Origin of the sequence: Nocardia sp. NPDC051030, assembly GCF_040683015.1 — a bacterium.
Taxonomy (GTDB): Bacteria; Actinomycetota; Actinomycetes; order Mycobacteriales; family Mycobacteriaceae; genus Nocardia.
Genome location: NZ_JBFBCD010000004.1, coordinates 1 through 14,728 on the forward strand (window position 1 = coordinate 1; position 14,728 = coordinate 14,728).

Consider the following 14,728-nt stretch of genomic DNA (forward strand, 5'->3'; position numbering starts at 1 on the left):
TACCCGAAGGCCTTACCGCTCGACTTGCATGTGTTAAGCACGCCGCTAGCGTTCGTCCTGAGCCAGGATCAAACTCTCCGTTGAAGACTCTCGAACAACACCCGAAGGCGTCAATCGGAAGAATTAACCAGAGTCCGAAAACCTTGGCAAAATCAAACGCCAGCAAAAGTATTTGCTGACTAAATGTCCGACCTCCCACACGGGGGTGCAGAAGACCGGAACCAATTTAAATAATTGGCACTGACATTCATCGACACACTATTGAGTTCTCAAAGAACACACGCACACACCAACACCCCCGGCGTCAACCGGCTGGTCAGTGAGGCTGCTTGTTTGTTCTGGTGAAGCTTAGACCAACAGTCTCCGCAGAACCAAATCCGCTGGTGACTCCCGATCCAATCTGATCATCAGGCGCTCCTCGTACAACCTCGTTTTCCCTGGCCGCGCAGTGCTTCTCAGCTCCGCGTCTCGGCCCCGGGTCGGTGTCCGTGTCGCTCTGACCTGGAATAAGTTACGTGGTCCCCAGAACCAAAGTCAAATCGCCTCCCTACCTGCGTGTTTCCCGCACCCACGGCTATCGGGCGCTATTCGGCAGCGGTCTGGTCGTCTTCGCTGTCCTGTGTAGCCCGCAGCTCGTGCCCATCCCAGGTGAACCGTGCGGTCGTCACCGCGTCGTCACCGTCCCCCGTGAGGATCTGATGGATCGCGATTCCGCGTAGCTCCGAGTACGTGCACCACTCATGGTCCGACGTCAGCACCAAGTCGAGGTCGAGCGCGGACAACAACGCGAAGACCTGCCCACGGTTAACGGTGTCGACGCCCACGAACACCTCGTCCAGCAGGATCAGCCGTGGCGCCCGCGGCGCTGCCTGATAGTGCGCGGCGACAGCAGCGAATAGGGGAAGGTGCAGGGCAATCGCCTTTTCACCACCGGACAGAGCGTCATGCAGCTTCTTGGTGAGCGGCTGTTCACCGTGCCCGCGGTCGATCTTGACAACGAACCGGTGCCACGCCGTGTAGTCGAAGACCTGGGCGAGTTGCTGTTCCCAACTGGTGGCCGTGTTGTCGGCCTTGGCTTCCTCTATGCGGTCACGGAGGAAGCGGTGCAGGGATTCGTGGTCGGCTTCGGTGAGCCGAACCGGATCCATCAGTAGGAGGTCACGGGCCGCCTTGGTGCCGGCGGGCAGATCGGGAGCGATCTGCCAGACGATGCGTACCGACACATTCGACGCCGTACGGACTCGCTCCAGGCGGGCGTTCATCCCATCGACGAGATCGTTGGCCTGGCGAATGCGTGCGGCGAGGTGGCGACGGGTGTCGCCGGTCAGGGTTCGGTCGAACAAGCGACGTTCCTGTTCGGTGATCTCCTGATGTGCTTGGTCGGCCTCAGTGCGCAGGAGACGCTGAAGCTCAGCGGCGCCGATATGGAGTCCGTCGACTACGGCACTGAAAACCTGAACGTCCTCGTCCGTTTCAAGGTCGAGATCAGCGCGGGCACTCAGGGCGGTCCGGCATTCGTGGACGGCATTCGACAACCGGTGCAGAGCGTCGCCGATATTGGCGGTGCTGTGGGGGAGGTCGGGCCAGGCGGCGGCGACCATTCGGGCCGCGTCTCGCGCGGCGCGGACTCCTTCCGACCCAGCGAGGGTGTTCCGGAAACTATTCAGATCGGGGATCTGGCTATCAGCCGGGAAGATTCCCGCACCGAGCCTCCGGAAGCGTTCCGCGCGACGGTCGCGTTCGGTCACTGCGAGATCGTGGGCTGCGGCATCGGTGAGCTTCTCGGTTTCCAGGCTGCCGCGACGGCCGACAAGCTTGGTGAGCGTGGCGCGTTCGCCTGTCATCTGGCTCTCGAGGTCCTTGATCGACTTGCGCAGCTTCGAGATCCGGTCGAGCACCTCGCGGTAGTCGAGGCCGATCGCGGACTCGATCTCCGCGAGTTTCGCGGCCAACCGCGCATGCTCGGCCTCGGCGGCTCCGGCTTCGGCCTCACGGTCGGTTGCGAGACCCTGCGAGCGGGCTGCCTGATCGGCCAAGTGAGCGGTCGACTCCCGTGCCGATCGCAGCAACCCACAGGCATCGAGCCAGACTTCGGCCTGGCCTGCGAACGTATCGATTCCTGTGGCGAGCTCGTCGAGTGCTTCCCGTTCCGCCGGCAGGCCGTTCTCGGCCGCGAGACCGGTCAGCTCGAGCAACGCGGCCCGCACGGCCCGCTCGCGATCCGTGAGGGCATCCACCCGCTGGCGAACAACGCTTTCCGCCGCACGCAGATCGGATTCAGCCGTACTGAGTTTCAGCTGGAAGGAATCAACCTCCTCGCGCGAGGGAAGGGACGCCCGCTCGGCATCAACAATCTGGCGGCGCGCGACGAGCTCCTGCAACTCTCGATCCAATCGGGTGAGCGTCCCCGTCAAGCCGGCGATCTTCAGGTCCAGTTCCCCGATCCGACGTTCGCGGGCACGCTGCCGAGTCAACGCCCCAACATAGGAAGCGTGCTCCTTCGACCAGCTGCCGGTGAGATTGCCCAGACGCCAGGTTCCATCAGCGCCGATCGCGGCTATCCCCGTCGCGGGCAGGTGATCATCGAAGGCGATACCGGCCAGGAGTCGCTGGACAATGGCGGCGTCGATCACCGTGTCCGGCAGTGGAATCACGATGTCGGCGAGTGATCTTCCGGTGACTGGAGGCAGCGCGTCCGGGTCTGCGAACAGGTCGTGGCCGGCGATCTCGCCTGTAGGTCCAACCCAGGCGTCGAGCAATCCGGATGCCTCGAGCGCCGCCTCGATTCCGGCTCGCGCAGAATCAGTGACCGCTGGATCGAAGTCGACGAGCCGCCACAGGGGGGCACCCGGCATTCGAGTGCGGTCGGTTGTCCGCCAGGGTGGCATCGCCGGTGGAATGTCGTGTTCGGCGACGAGCCGATCGCGTTCGGAGACCAGAGCGCCGCATTCACCGGAGGTGCTGTCAATGACGGTCTGGCACAGGGTTTCTCGCTTTTTGATCTCTTCCTTCGCCTCGGTCACCGCAGCGTTCACCAAGGCCAGCACGTCCGACTCGATGTCGGCGTGTTCGGCCAATGCCTCGGCGTCGTCGAAGGTGAGCTCGCGGCACGCCGATCCCCAGATTCGCAACAAGTCCCGCAGGTCCTCGAGTGCCCGTTCCCGCGATTCGACGGCCGCCGAGCGCCGATCCTCGGCCGACGTGATCTGTTCCCGCGCCGAATCCAGGTCCTCCTCGGCCTGTTTCCGCAAGTCGACCGCGCGCTCGTGCCCGTCCAAAGCCTTGTTGATCGCACGGATCTGTTGTTGCTTGCCGCTGACCGCGCCGCGCAAGAGGGATCGGACATGGTCGGAGCCCAACGCAGCCGAAAGTTCGTCGAACACACTCGGCATACCGACTCTCGCTGCCGCCTGGCCGGTTTCGAGGGCATGGCCAGCGACTATCCGTTCATGTCGTCGCTCGAGCTCCTCGGCCTGCTCACGTTTTCCGGCATCATCCTCGGCGACAGCTCGGAACGAATCGGCATTGCCGCGGAGCGCGGCCGCCCGGCCTTCCTCCTTGACTGTCTCGCGACGCAGCTGCTCGAGCTCCAAGCCCTGCTTGTAGGCCTCGGATTCCAGCAGTCCCTCTTTGCGGGCGTCAGCGGCCGCGCGTTCCTGTTCGAGGCGGTGGATGCGCGCTCCGGACTCGACAATGCGTTCGGAGACGGCGTCGTACTGCTCAGCGGATTCCTTTGCCTTGGCAGATAGCTTGTCCACCTCAGAGGTGGTGGTGAGCAGTGCGGCCGCACCCGACCGCAGTACCCTCTGCGCATAGGTCCGCTGATGCCGGGCAAGCGTGCGGGTGGCGGTTACTTCCTCCTCGAGCCGGGCCAGTCTCTCTCGCTGCGCATCGAGTCGCTCGAAACCCTCTGCGAGATCGGCGATCTCCTCCTGCCCCAGAGGCGGAAGCGCCTTCGACAGCAGGCTCGACAACAACGCAGGGTCGAGCCGTTGAGACAGCTTCGGAGTGCGCAACTGGAGTATCGCGGTGATCAGGGCGTCGTAGCGTTGTTCGTTCAGCCCCGGGAACAAGGCCGATCGGATCGTGTTCCGATAGTCGCCGGCATTCGGATGAACGGTGCCGCGCTCGCCGATCCGCTCCTCCAACGCGGTTTTGGTCAACGGTCGGTTGTCTGCGGACAGAGTGATGAATTCCGGTCCCAGCCGGCCGCTTTCGGTGTCGATACGCAGTTCGGTGGTGAAGTAGTCGGGATGGACCGTGGTGGTGTGGCTGCTGGCCTGCAATCGCGCGCCACAGGTGAACCATCGGTCGGGTTCGCCCGGCAGCCGGAATTCCAGCCAGACGTAACCGACCCGGGTGGTGCCGGTGGCCCCCTCCCCCATCAGGTTCCAGTGCATGGTCCGTTCGCCGGTTCCGAAGGTGGACAGCCGGTTGGCGCGCAGGTTCGCATCGAACAGGAAGGGAAGTAGCAGTTCCAGTGCTTTGGATTTGCCGCTGCCGTTGGGGCCTCGCAGCAACAGGCTGCCGTCGTGGAACTCGAATATCTCGTCGTAATAGCGCCAGACGTTCAGAACGCCCGCGCGAGTGGGGGTCCACCGGACGGCACGATCCGCGCCGAGGTCGGCAGTGGGGAAGCGCAGTGTGGTCACGGTCATGAGACATTGTTCCTTGCAAAGGAATTCATCGGATTGCGGCCGGAGATGTGGTTCACGATGCGCCCTCGGTGCTTCGAATCGCGGTGACGCGGTAGCGAGCGGCCGCCGGTAATGGGATCACGAGCCCAGAGCCGGTGGCACGGACGAGTCCGAACGACACCAGTACGGCGATCGCATCGTCCACGAGCTGGCGTACGCCATCGGCCTCGCGATAGCTGCGAGCCCAGCGCGGAAACCTCTCCAGGATGTCGGAAGCGTTGTGACACAGCTGCTCCCGGGTCGTGGGGCCGGTTATTTCGTCGAGCAGCAGTAGTGCCGCCACCTTCGCGGTGGCCGAATCGTCGGGGAAGCGGATATCGGTGGCAATGCCGTCCGGGTCGACCAGTAGCAGCCCCTCCGCCCGTTCCTCCAATACGAATCCGCCTTGTTCGGCGGCGCGCCGCAGCAATTGGCGGCCGGTAGGAGAAGCGAGATAGGCGCGCTCCTCGGCGGTCAGCTCGTCGAGGTACACCACCGGATCGTCGATCAACCGCCTGAATACCGAGTGGCGCAGCCAGAGGTTGCGCTGTACCTCCGAAACTGCCGCGGTCTCCGCATGCGGGCCGGAGGCGAAACCGTAGCGACGTTCGCGTGAGATCTCGGCCAGCAGCTGGTCGACCTGCAGCGGAACTTGTTCTGCCGGAATCCCCAGCTGCGATGGTCCGACAGGCGCGGCCAGCAGGCGCAGCAGCAGTGTGGTGTCCACCCGGTAGAGCACTTTCGCCGCACTCGACTCCACGAACGTGTCGGCGCTGCCGTCGATCGGGTCCAATACGCCGAAGTATTCGAGCATGCGCAGAGTGTCGACGAAGGCCATCCGTTCAGCGCGACTCGCGGTATCGAACGTCGGCACCACCAAATCCACGGACGTGGCGGCCTTCACCCGGTCCGCGATCAGGCCGATCGTAGTTACCGGCCCGGCGAACAGCTCGGCAGCCACGACACAGAACAGGACGTAGCGGCGACGGTCGAACGGCGCGCGGCTGGATCGGAGCCTGCGAGCCGGGCGGGTGGGGTCGGCAGCGGGCCGGACCTTCACCAGCCGTGCATAGCCGAGACGGGGTTCCACCGTGACTGTCCATCCGCAGTAGTAGTCGAACCACTGCGTAATCGGTTCGCGACGGCGGCGAATCACATCAAATGCGTCGGGTGCGGTTCGTTCGGTGACGAGCGGGTCGGCCAGTAGCGTGCGGATGCCTCGCGAGACTTCCTCACGTTCGGCAATGACCAGCTGATTCGCGAGTTCACTCATCGCCCAATGCCTTTCGGCTGTCCACTCGCACGGTGAGGGCGATGATTTCGAGGATGTAGTCCGGGCCGTGGAACACTCCTTGCGGAGTCTTCAGCTCGGCCTGGCGGCCGTCCGGCGGCGGCCGCAAAACGATCTCGATCCGCCCATCGGTAGTACCGCCACGCCGGATCCCATCCGACCTCGGCGCCGCGCCGAGTGCCCGGCCCAGCAGGTCGAGCAATCGCTCGAATACCGCGTGATCGAGGCGGCCGAAGGAGGAAAGCCGAACCGCTCCACCAGTATCCAGTAAGTCCCAGGCCGCTTGCAGCTCTGCCCGCTCTGCCGCGGCCCGCTTCGCTCGTTCGGCCTTCAACGCCGCGACATCGCGCACTGCGCCTGTGCGACTGAATCGTTCGGTACGCCCGGATGACCGCAGTAGCGGTGACACCTCGACCGGCGGCGCCTCCGGCCATGGGCAGCTCGATGCCACCAGCTCCGGGTCCGAGTAGGCGAGGTGAGCGTGGCGGGCCGAACTCATGCCGAACGCGGTCGACCACAAGCGATGCAGGTCATCCTGATTCGGTACGACGGTGAACCAGCGAGCCAGCTCACGGAAGTCTGCGACCGCGCTGCTGGACCGCCGTTTGGATTCGGTGATGCGGTCCAGGACCTGAAGCAGGGCGACGATCGCGCGCCGTCCGACCTGATTCAGCTGCTCGATACGCGGTATCGAACCGTCTACGGGCAGGAACCACGCGCGCAAGCCCTCCCATCGGGCACGGCGATGCTCCAACCATGGAACGGCTGGATCGGGACCCGCGAGTTGCGGCAGCTCGGCCCCGTCCAGTGCCCGCCGATGCATCCGGGCCACCCCGTAGTCCTCGATCCCGCGAACCCGGGTTTCGATGGCATACCGGCGATGTTCGATATTGGTCAGGAACTCCTGCAGGTATGCCACGGTCGCGGCCTTGACTTCATGGAACACCGCCAGATCGACACCCTCGGCACGAAGCAGGCGCTGCAACTCGCCGTTGAACTGTTTTGTGTTGCCGCGCAACGCTTCCAGATGCGATTCCAATTCGAAGAGCACGCTGAACACTCGTCGATCCGTACCCGACTCCAGCTCGTGGAGCAGATCCCCTAACCGGTCGGAGATGGCATCGAGCACGGCCGTCTGCAGTGCACCTGTGGAAGCGAGCATCGTCATCGCGTGCATTACCCCGGCGAACGCGGCCTCACCCTGCCGAGTGAGCGAATACTGCAAGTTCCTGCGCTCGTATTCGCTCGCAGTCCGGTAGTTCTCGGAATGATTCTGAATGACGTCGACCAGATTCCAGGCCCGCAACTGATCCAACGCCGCTGCGAGATCATCATCCTCGAGCGCGTCCAGCCACCCCACCTGACGCAGCCGCGCCCGGACATCATCGATGCCGAGCGCAGTCTCGAGGCGCTCATTGGCCTCTCCGAACGCGTGCAGGATCGACACGTACAGTCCAGCTCGATCGCCGGTCGTGAAGCGGAACATTTCGGGTGGGACACGGATGGGGTCCATGGGTGCTCCCTGAATCGGTACTACAGCCGCCCACCATAGCGGCGGCGTCCGACATACTCCGCGAGTTCATCGAGCAGGCCGTGGGCAACCCGCTCCTCGGGGACCGACGCACCAATCGCTCGCATATGCTCCGACAGTTCGGCATCCCAGGGCACAGGAGTGACCCGCCCCACCGGCGGAGCATCACTTCCGACAGCGGCGAGATAGTCTGCGGTAGTCATGCGCCAAGGGTTAGCTCCCACGCGCGCAACGATATTGGCGGCAATCCGCAGGCCTTCCCCGTCGAAGTCGCCGTGGTAGTGCAGCTGCGCTCCCGCGCCGGCCAACCTTTCGAGCAGCAGCACAGCTGCCCCGCTGGGCCAACCGGAGGTGCAAACCATCGGTGGACAGTTGTCCTCGAAACGAGTCAGCGTCAACGCCAGCACACTCGGGTTCTCCACCACCCAAACCCGTTCCGGCACCTCGTCGAAACGATCGACAGCACGTAATTGCCGCAGAGTCAGCGCCGCGGCCTCACCTGCATCCGCACATAGGCCGAGGATTCGGGCCACCACCGTATTACCGCGCACGCGTAGTCCGGCCGCCAGGGTTGTCGAAGACAATTCATCACAGGCGATACCGGCCCTATCCCACAGACCGCGCAGCCCCGAAGCGTCGGTCGGCGGATCAATCCCATAGATGGTGGCGAGCGCCCTCACAACCAGACCGTGCACCGGAGGTCCCTCGTCGAGCCCATGCGGGTCACCGAGCACCGAATCCGCGAAAACCGCCAGCGGCGTTCCCGCACCGGGCAATTGGCCCACCACCCGTAGCGCGCGTTCCAGCTCCTCCAGGCTGCGGTCCACCGACCTACCGATGAGGCCGTTCCGTCGCGTAGCCTCCGCCCACGTCTTCAGTACAGGCTGCGCCCGCACCACTTCATGATCCGTAAGCCAGTGCCACAACTCCTGCCGCGCCTCATCCGCGTTCCGCTTCTCGGTGGCTCGATCACCGACCGGCCCGATCAGCTCCGCGACAGCTTCCCGCACAGTCACACCAGTAGCGTCGAGCAACACCTGCTCGACATCGCGCATCGCGATCATGACGAATTCGCCTGGCAGCCTCGCCATTCCAAAGAAATCGGCGATAGCCGCCCGCTGCTCGTCATCGAGCGGCCCCACCTTGACTCGCATCACACTGTGCCCAGTCGACAGTCTGCGATGCAGCGCGACCCACAGCGGACCCAGCGCCGGCGACAGCTGCCGTACGGATCGGTCAGCCACCACACCTCCGTTGCTGAGCCATAACTCCCGTTCTTGGCCATCACGCGTCCGCATCTGAAGAACCGACCGTATCTCAGCTGCCACAGGACGAGCACTCGAAAGCTCGGGGCACCATGGGGGTCAACCAAAGCCGGGGCAGTCCCGTCATGCACCCGGGCGAAGGTCCCTGTTTCCACCTACGGGACCGCGATCGAGGCCTCCTGCCCTCAACTGCCCCCTGTCACTGCGGTCCAGCGTCGCGCTGACCATCGAATGCTGGACCGCGCGGCCTAGGGTGGGGACGAGCAGGCCGCGTTCGTGGCTGAGCCCGAGCAGTTTTCCCGAGGCGACCTACCAATCCTGGTGATTGCAGGCCCCACTGGACGGGCTGATCGATCTGACCGCGAATTCGGTTGCTGCACAGCCGAACCGGTCGCCAAAGTAAAGCCAGTCTGCGGGATTGATCACGGGAGGTCGTCTCGCTAATGTAAGTCGGTGCGTGGGGACATCTCGGGTGATCGATTCGCGAGCGCGATCCGACTCCTGCTTCTAATCGCGGCGACCGCCGATCCTCTCAATGATGCTTCGAGGCAGTTCGCGCCGGCGAATGCGGTGGCGGTGCTCCACTCGGAGAGCCGGTTGCAGAAGCTGGACTTCTGGCTGCGGAATCCCGACTATCTGGCGGATGAATTGCTCAACGATTACGAGCGCGATCCAGATCCCCGGGTTCTGGACATCGTGGGAGAAATTCTCGACTCCGAGGAGCCCGAGATCTGCGCTATTCCCATGACCCGCTACCTGTTCGGCGCATTCGAGAACCTGGACCGGGCGTTGAGCCTGCTGGTCACACCCGGTTTGCTGGTCGTGAAGCCGCAGCGCGGAGCGGTCGGCACCGTGATCCGGGACAGCTACTACCTGACCCAGAAGGGGCGGGAAATCTCGGATCAGGCCACCGCTGGGTTCCCCGAGCTGGCGTGGTACACCACACGAGCACGTCTCGTGAAGGCCCTCGCCGAGGCGACAGGACATTCCGCGCTCGCGCTGCGCAAACGTCAATACCTGCAACGGGATTACGCGCAAACGCCGCTGGGAGAGATCATTCCCTCGATCGCGGACAAGGCGCGCAAACGGTTGGAGGAGCTACGGAAGTCGCTATTGGAGGGGGATGCCGCGTGAACATGGACCTGCAGGTGCCCGGCGCGGGAGAGTTGCACCGGCGCATCGGAGCACTGACCGGGGTAGCTCCCGAAGAAGTGGCGGCGGTGTTGTCGAAGCACGGCATGGAGCTGACCGGGCCGCTACCCACCAAACGGGAATTGGTGGTGCATCGCCTGTATTGCGACGGAGTCAAGTCCGGAACCGAAGGCAACGACGGGCCATTCACCGTCGACATGAGACTCGGGCGCGGACCGTGGGCGATCGCCAGCACCATCAACTCTGCCGGCAAATCTAGCCTACTGTGGGCACTGAGTTTCGCCTTGCGAGGTGAGGGCTTCGACGCGTTCTGCAGGCCGGAGACGGAGGGATGGTTCCGCTACGTACGCGCAGACATCGCTGTCGGTGGGGTGAACGCATCGGTTCGACTGTCTTTCGAGCGATCCGGACGGCCCAGCGCGCGATTGCTGACCGCCGACTCGATCGAAGCTCTGCTAGCTCTCAACGGCCGCGAGGAAGAGCACGCGGGCGTGTACCTTTCCGCGACAGCTGATCCCGCTGGGGTCAAAACCCTGATCGGGAGCTTCATGATGGAGCGTCTCGGACTGCGGCCGGTGTCAGTGTGGGCAGCGGAGAAGGGCGCGCCGAAGAATCCCGATGGTGATCGAGACAGCGTCGAGCAGATTCACGGTTGGTCGAGCTTCTTCTACGCGATCGCGTTGAACTCGGCGAGTGACACCCTGCTGCTGGGACCTACGATCGTGGGCCAGCTGCCGGTGAAGCTGATGCAGCTGTTCCTCGATGTGCCCTATGCGTCCGAGTTGTCGCGTGTGTCCACCATGCGCCGCGCCGAAACGCAGGAAACACAACGGATCGCACGCCGGTCACATGAGGACGCCATCGCCCGGAAGAATCATGTCGCGCCGCTGCGCCAGGCACTCACGGCTGCACAGCAACAGCTTCGCGACATAGAGAACGACCACCCTGATGTGCGGTCGTTGACCACCGATTCCGGGCGCGCAGCGAAGATCCTGGCGCAATGCCACGACGCATACGACGAAGCGGTCGAGAACCACACAGCCGCACGCAAGGACAGACAAGCGGATGAGCGTGCCCAGCGCCGAGCCAAGCAGAGCGAAGCAGCGCGTTTGCTGTTGGGTGCGCTCGAACCCGATACTTGCCCACGCTGCGACCATGAAATCGACGACGAACGGCGAGCGGCCGAGGAATCGTGGCATGTCTGCTCGATCTGCGCCAATCCGCTACCGACCACGGAGTCTGATCCCGAGGCCGAGGCGGAAGCATTGGCCCGCATCGAACTTCGCCTCGCCGCATCCGTCTCCGCGGAGAAGAGCTGCCTGACCGTCAAGGACGCCGCCGCAGACGACCTTAAGGCCGCTCACACCGCCTACGAGGAGGCCAGGGCCCAGGTGTCCGAAGTCCGTTCCAGCGACTGGTACGCACATATGGAGGATGCACAACGCACCGTGCAGCAACTACAAGGCGCACTCACAATCGCGGCCGGGGAGCCGAATTCGACCACCCCGCGTGCCCTCTTGGCGGCGTTGGACGGGGCGCCGCCGGAAACGAAGAGGGTCGCTCCCACAAAGCCGGACGACCAGACCGTGCTGACAGCAGCAGCCGAGGTCCTCAAGGATATAGTGGATCGGCACAGCCGAGCCCTGTTCACGGAGCTGAACGACGAAATCGTCCGGATCGCGCGCGAACTGGGCGTCACGAATCTGACCAGCGTAAATCTGACTTTGGGTGGTCAACTCAATGCGATGAAATCCGGTGCCAGGCACCGTTTCTCGGCATTCAGCCCCGTCGACCGTCTGCGGATGCGGATTGCGGTCGTCGTCGGAATGATCGTGGTGAGCCGTAGGCGGGGCATCATGTCTCATCCCGGCCTGCTGCTGATAGACGCGCCCACCGCGGATGAGCTGACACCGCAGGTACGATTTCAGGTCCTCGACACCTTGTACCGCACTGGAAACAGCGTTCCTGGACTTCAGATGGTGATCACCTCGATAGAGGAGGTTCTCTGGGATATCTTCCCGGAGGATCGCATCATCACTGGAAAGGCCCAGCGAGAGATGTTCTGAAGGGCTGCCGCGCAACAAGAGCCGTCGACAAGGAGCGATCGTGCACAGCATGGACGAGCGAATCGCCGAATGGTCGCGGACTGCGGCTCCCGATCGGCTGCGATCCGGACCAGCGCTTGAGGACTTGGGAGGAATCGACGAAATCGTCTGCCAGGCAGAGTATTTCACCACGAGCCCGTTCCTCGGCCTTCTTGTCAGCGCTGCAGGTCAGCGCCCCGAGCGGGTATCGGCCGCGCTCGGGGACTTGATCGTCACGTGCATGGCCGGTTCTACCCATCACCTCTCCTTTGCGGAAGCAGCCGACGCTCTAGCCTGCTCCCCACAATTGGCCCGAGCCCTGAGCCCAAAGATCACCCGAGCACTGCTGCGGCGAGTCCACGAAGCCCAAGACGCCATAGACAATCCCACGGTCGCGTCGATCGGCGCAGAAGCCGCCGAATGCCTTGTGCAGCTTGCCTTCGCCGGAATCGCCACCCCAGCTCAGTTGCTGGGCGCCCTGGACGCGGTCACCGAAGACCTCGATGAACTCTCTGAGGAGTTCGCCGTCAGGCTCCCCAGACTGCTCGGCGTCCTCGACGCCCATCATCCCGACGCTGGGTTACGGCAAGCTTTGGAGCGCTGCCTCACCCGTGATCACACCTTTCGTGACGCTGCCTTCGAACTCGCGCTCTCCGATGTCCGCAGTGCGCTGAGACTGGAAGGCTACCCTGCCATGGTTGAGAGGTTGACCGCTGTTCGCCAGCGGCTGCGAGAACTGACAACCGTCGACGCCGACCGCCTGGACGCCAGAATCTACCTGGCTGGGATCGAAGGTCTGCTGGGACTATCCGCACCAGACGCCCCGAGTCGAGTAGCCGCGGCCGCCAGCACGCTGCACGAGAATCTGCACCGATACCGCGCCTGGCGGATGCGTACCCGGACCCCCGCGTGGGCGTGTGGTCGTCAAAGTGACATCACTGCTTGGGCCGAGCTGACTACGCTACTGGATGCCGCAGCCAAACATCTTGGGCGCGACGATCCCTGGTACGAGCACGGCCGCGGAATCTTGACCGCACTGTCGCGCGCCTATTCCGCTCACCACACGGTCGTGGTGTTGGCCGACACTCCCACAGCCGGAGTAGTCGAGACCATCATCGCGCCCGTGGTCGAAGACGCGTTTCTTGAGCGCGAAAGCCGAATCGAGTTTCTCGCTCACGCCCTGGAGCACGACGACGAGATCCGGGAAAACCCTGTCGCTCAGCGACTCTATCGATCCTTGACCGCACGCCTGCGGGCACCGACCTTGGCCGAGGGTGAAGGAGACGCCCCTCCGGGAAAATTCAGGCGCTGGCCGGCGATCGCCCGTCAGCTCGAACCCGATGACTTCGCAACGCTGACGGCCCAGAACGATGACCGGATCATGGATCGGCTTGAGCTGGCCCTACGCGACCGAGACGATTTCCTTCATGCCGCCAGCGATCCCAAGTACAGCAGGCTGCTGACCACCCTCATCGACCGGCTCAGCCAGTCTCGCGATTGGCTCCCCGGGATCGCCGAACCGTTCCAGGTGCTCGTCGACGCAACCGTGCGGTTCGCCTGCCACTGCTACGACGTCGGCCGCAAAATGGGCGGCAGCTACACCGAATTCCTCAGAGCCCGCGACAAAGACGGCAAGAAGCAGAAGGTCGACGAAGCGCTCTTTCACCAGTACTACCGCGAGTTCCTCTGCGGAACAGCGTTGTTCCGAGTGGTGAAGTCCGAAGTGATCGACCTGGCCGGCGGGCGCGCCGACATCCTGATCAGCTTCCCGTCGGCGTCCTTCAACGTCGAATGCAAGATCGAGGAGAAGGACGCGAGTCGGCAAGGCCTCCACCAATACGTAGCTCAAACAGCCGAGTACCAGAACACCGGCCCCTCCTTCGCCATCCTCCTCGCACTGGACAAGACCATCGGCGCCGAAGGAGCGGTCAACTTGTTCGACAGCATCTGGATCGAAGAAGTCCAGCGGCCGGATGAGGCTGAACCTTGTCTCGTCGTCATTGTCCGAGTCCCCGGAGGACGAGAAAGCCCGAACGATCTGAGGCCCGCGTCTCCCGCGCTTCGTGCGGTCGGGGGAGGAATCGGAACATCGGCATAAGCGCGAATGTCAACGGACCGAGGAATCGGCCCCGCTAAGGACCGGATCTTTTCGGGGTGATTATCGGTGTCGTTTTCGGGGTGTTTCTCGGGGTACCGATTAAGACACCACCCCTTGACGACGGTCGAATCGCAGCTCAGCGGGCACTTTTCTGCCACCGTGCAACCCAGGGTCTTACCCCTGGTACTCAAGGCAAAGAGGCCGACATCGTCATCCTGGTCCTAGACGCTGCCGCTGACGAGCAGAAGGCCCGTGGATGGGAAACGGCCAAGTCCAATCTGCTCAATGTCGCGGTCACCCGCGCTCGGCGACGCCTCGTTGTCATCGGAGATTTCGAGAACTGGGCGACACTTCGACACTTCAGCACACTGGCCGAGCAAACCGAGGACGGCGGGCTGCTCGAGCGCTGGTCACCGGACCGAAATGGATAGCAGCGGCCAGTAAACATGATGGCGCGCAGTAGAACTATGAGAAGCCAAGTCATGCCGAGCACCCGCTGGCTCTGGCCATCGCGTCCCCCTGAACCTCGACCGCGAACCCCGATTCGAGCTTCTCGGCCGGCGACAGCTGACGAGATCGCGTCACGCGCGACCCGCGGCCACTCGACCTCTCCACGCCCGCTGAACTGCGG

Annotated in this window: 8 protein-coding genes and 1 rRNA gene; 4 read left to right on the forward strand and 5 right to left on the reverse strand. The window is 63.7% G+C overall.

Annotated elements, in window-relative coordinates:
• From AB0N05_RS13670 to AB0N05_RS13690, 5 genes are all read right to left on the reverse strand, one after another.
• Positions 1-84, reverse strand: a 16S ribosomal RNA gene (locus AB0N05_RS13670); the annotation flags it as partial.
• Between the two features lie 500 nt (positions 85-584).
• A complete protein-coding gene (locus tag AB0N05_RS13675) occupies positions 585-4,658 on the reverse strand; it encodes a TIGR02680 family protein (RefSeq protein WP_364692403.1) in 4,074 nt (1,357 codons plus the stop codon).
• 52 nt (positions 4,659-4,710) lie between these two features.
• On the reverse strand, positions 4,711-5,949 hold the full coding sequence (locus AB0N05_RS13680; protein ID WP_364692406.1) for a TIGR02678 family protein: 1,239 nt from the start codon (positions 5,947-5,949) through the stop codon (positions 4,711-4,713).
• Positions 5,942-7,480 carry a TIGR02677 family protein gene (locus AB0N05_RS13685; RefSeq protein ID WP_364692409.1) on the reverse strand — a complete coding sequence of 513 codons (1,539 nt, stop codon included), beginning with the start codon at positions 7,478-7,480 and terminating at the stop codon, positions 5,942-5,944. Before AB0N05_RS13685 ends, AB0N05_RS13680 begins: the two co-directional genes overlap by 8 nt.
• A 20-nt stretch (positions 7,481-7,500) precedes the next feature.
• The gene (locus AB0N05_RS13690) at positions 7,501-8,742 is read right to left on the reverse strand and encodes a TIGR02679 family protein (protein ID WP_364692411.1); all 1,242 of its coding nucleotides are present in this window, start codon (positions 8,740-8,742) and stop codon (positions 7,501-7,503) included.
• Between the two features lie 591 nt (positions 8,743-9,333).
• Here AB0N05_RS13690 and AB0N05_RS13695 point away from each other — a divergent pair.
• From AB0N05_RS13695 to AB0N05_RS13710, 4 genes are read left to right on the forward strand one after another with little or no spacing between them, the layout of a single operon-like run.
• Positions 9,334-9,897, forward strand: coding sequence for a hypothetical protein (locus AB0N05_RS13695; RefSeq protein WP_364692414.1), 564 nt, complete (start codon positions 9,334-9,336; stop codon positions 9,895-9,897).
• The gene (locus AB0N05_RS13700) at positions 9,894-11,981 is read left to right on the forward strand and encodes a hypothetical protein (RefSeq protein WP_364692416.1); all 2,088 of its coding nucleotides are present in this window, start codon (positions 9,894-9,896) and stop codon (positions 11,979-11,981) included. The genes AB0N05_RS13695 and AB0N05_RS13700 overlap by 4 nt, the downstream gene beginning before the upstream one ends.
• A gap of 40 nt (positions 11,982-12,021) precedes the next feature.
• Positions 12,022-14,097, forward strand: a complete 2,076-nt coding sequence (locus AB0N05_RS13705) for a hypothetical protein (protein WP_364692419.1) — start codon at positions 12,022-12,024, stop codon at positions 14,095-14,097.
• 56 nt (positions 14,098-14,153) lie between these two features.
• Positions 14,154-14,528 (forward strand): AAA domain-containing protein, encoded by a 375-nt coding sequence (locus AB0N05_RS13710; protein WP_364692422.1) that lies wholly within the window; start codon positions 14,154-14,156, stop codon positions 14,526-14,528.
• Positions 14,529-14,728 lie beyond the last annotated feature (200 nt).

Excerpts from the sequence above, each read along its gene's own strand:
- AB0N05_RS13675 (WP_364692403.1), bottom strand. The coding sequence starts at position 4,658 with ATGACCGTGACCACACTGCGCTTCCCCACTGCCGACCTCGGCGCGGAT.
- AB0N05_RS13680 (WP_364692406.1), bottom strand. The coding sequence starts at position 5,949 with ATGAGTGAACTCGCGAATCAGCTGGTCATTGCCGAACGTGAGGAAGTC.
- AB0N05_RS13685 (WP_364692409.1), bottom strand. The coding sequence starts at position 7,480 with ATGGACCCCATCCGTGTCCCACCCGAAATGTTCCGCTTCACGACCGGC.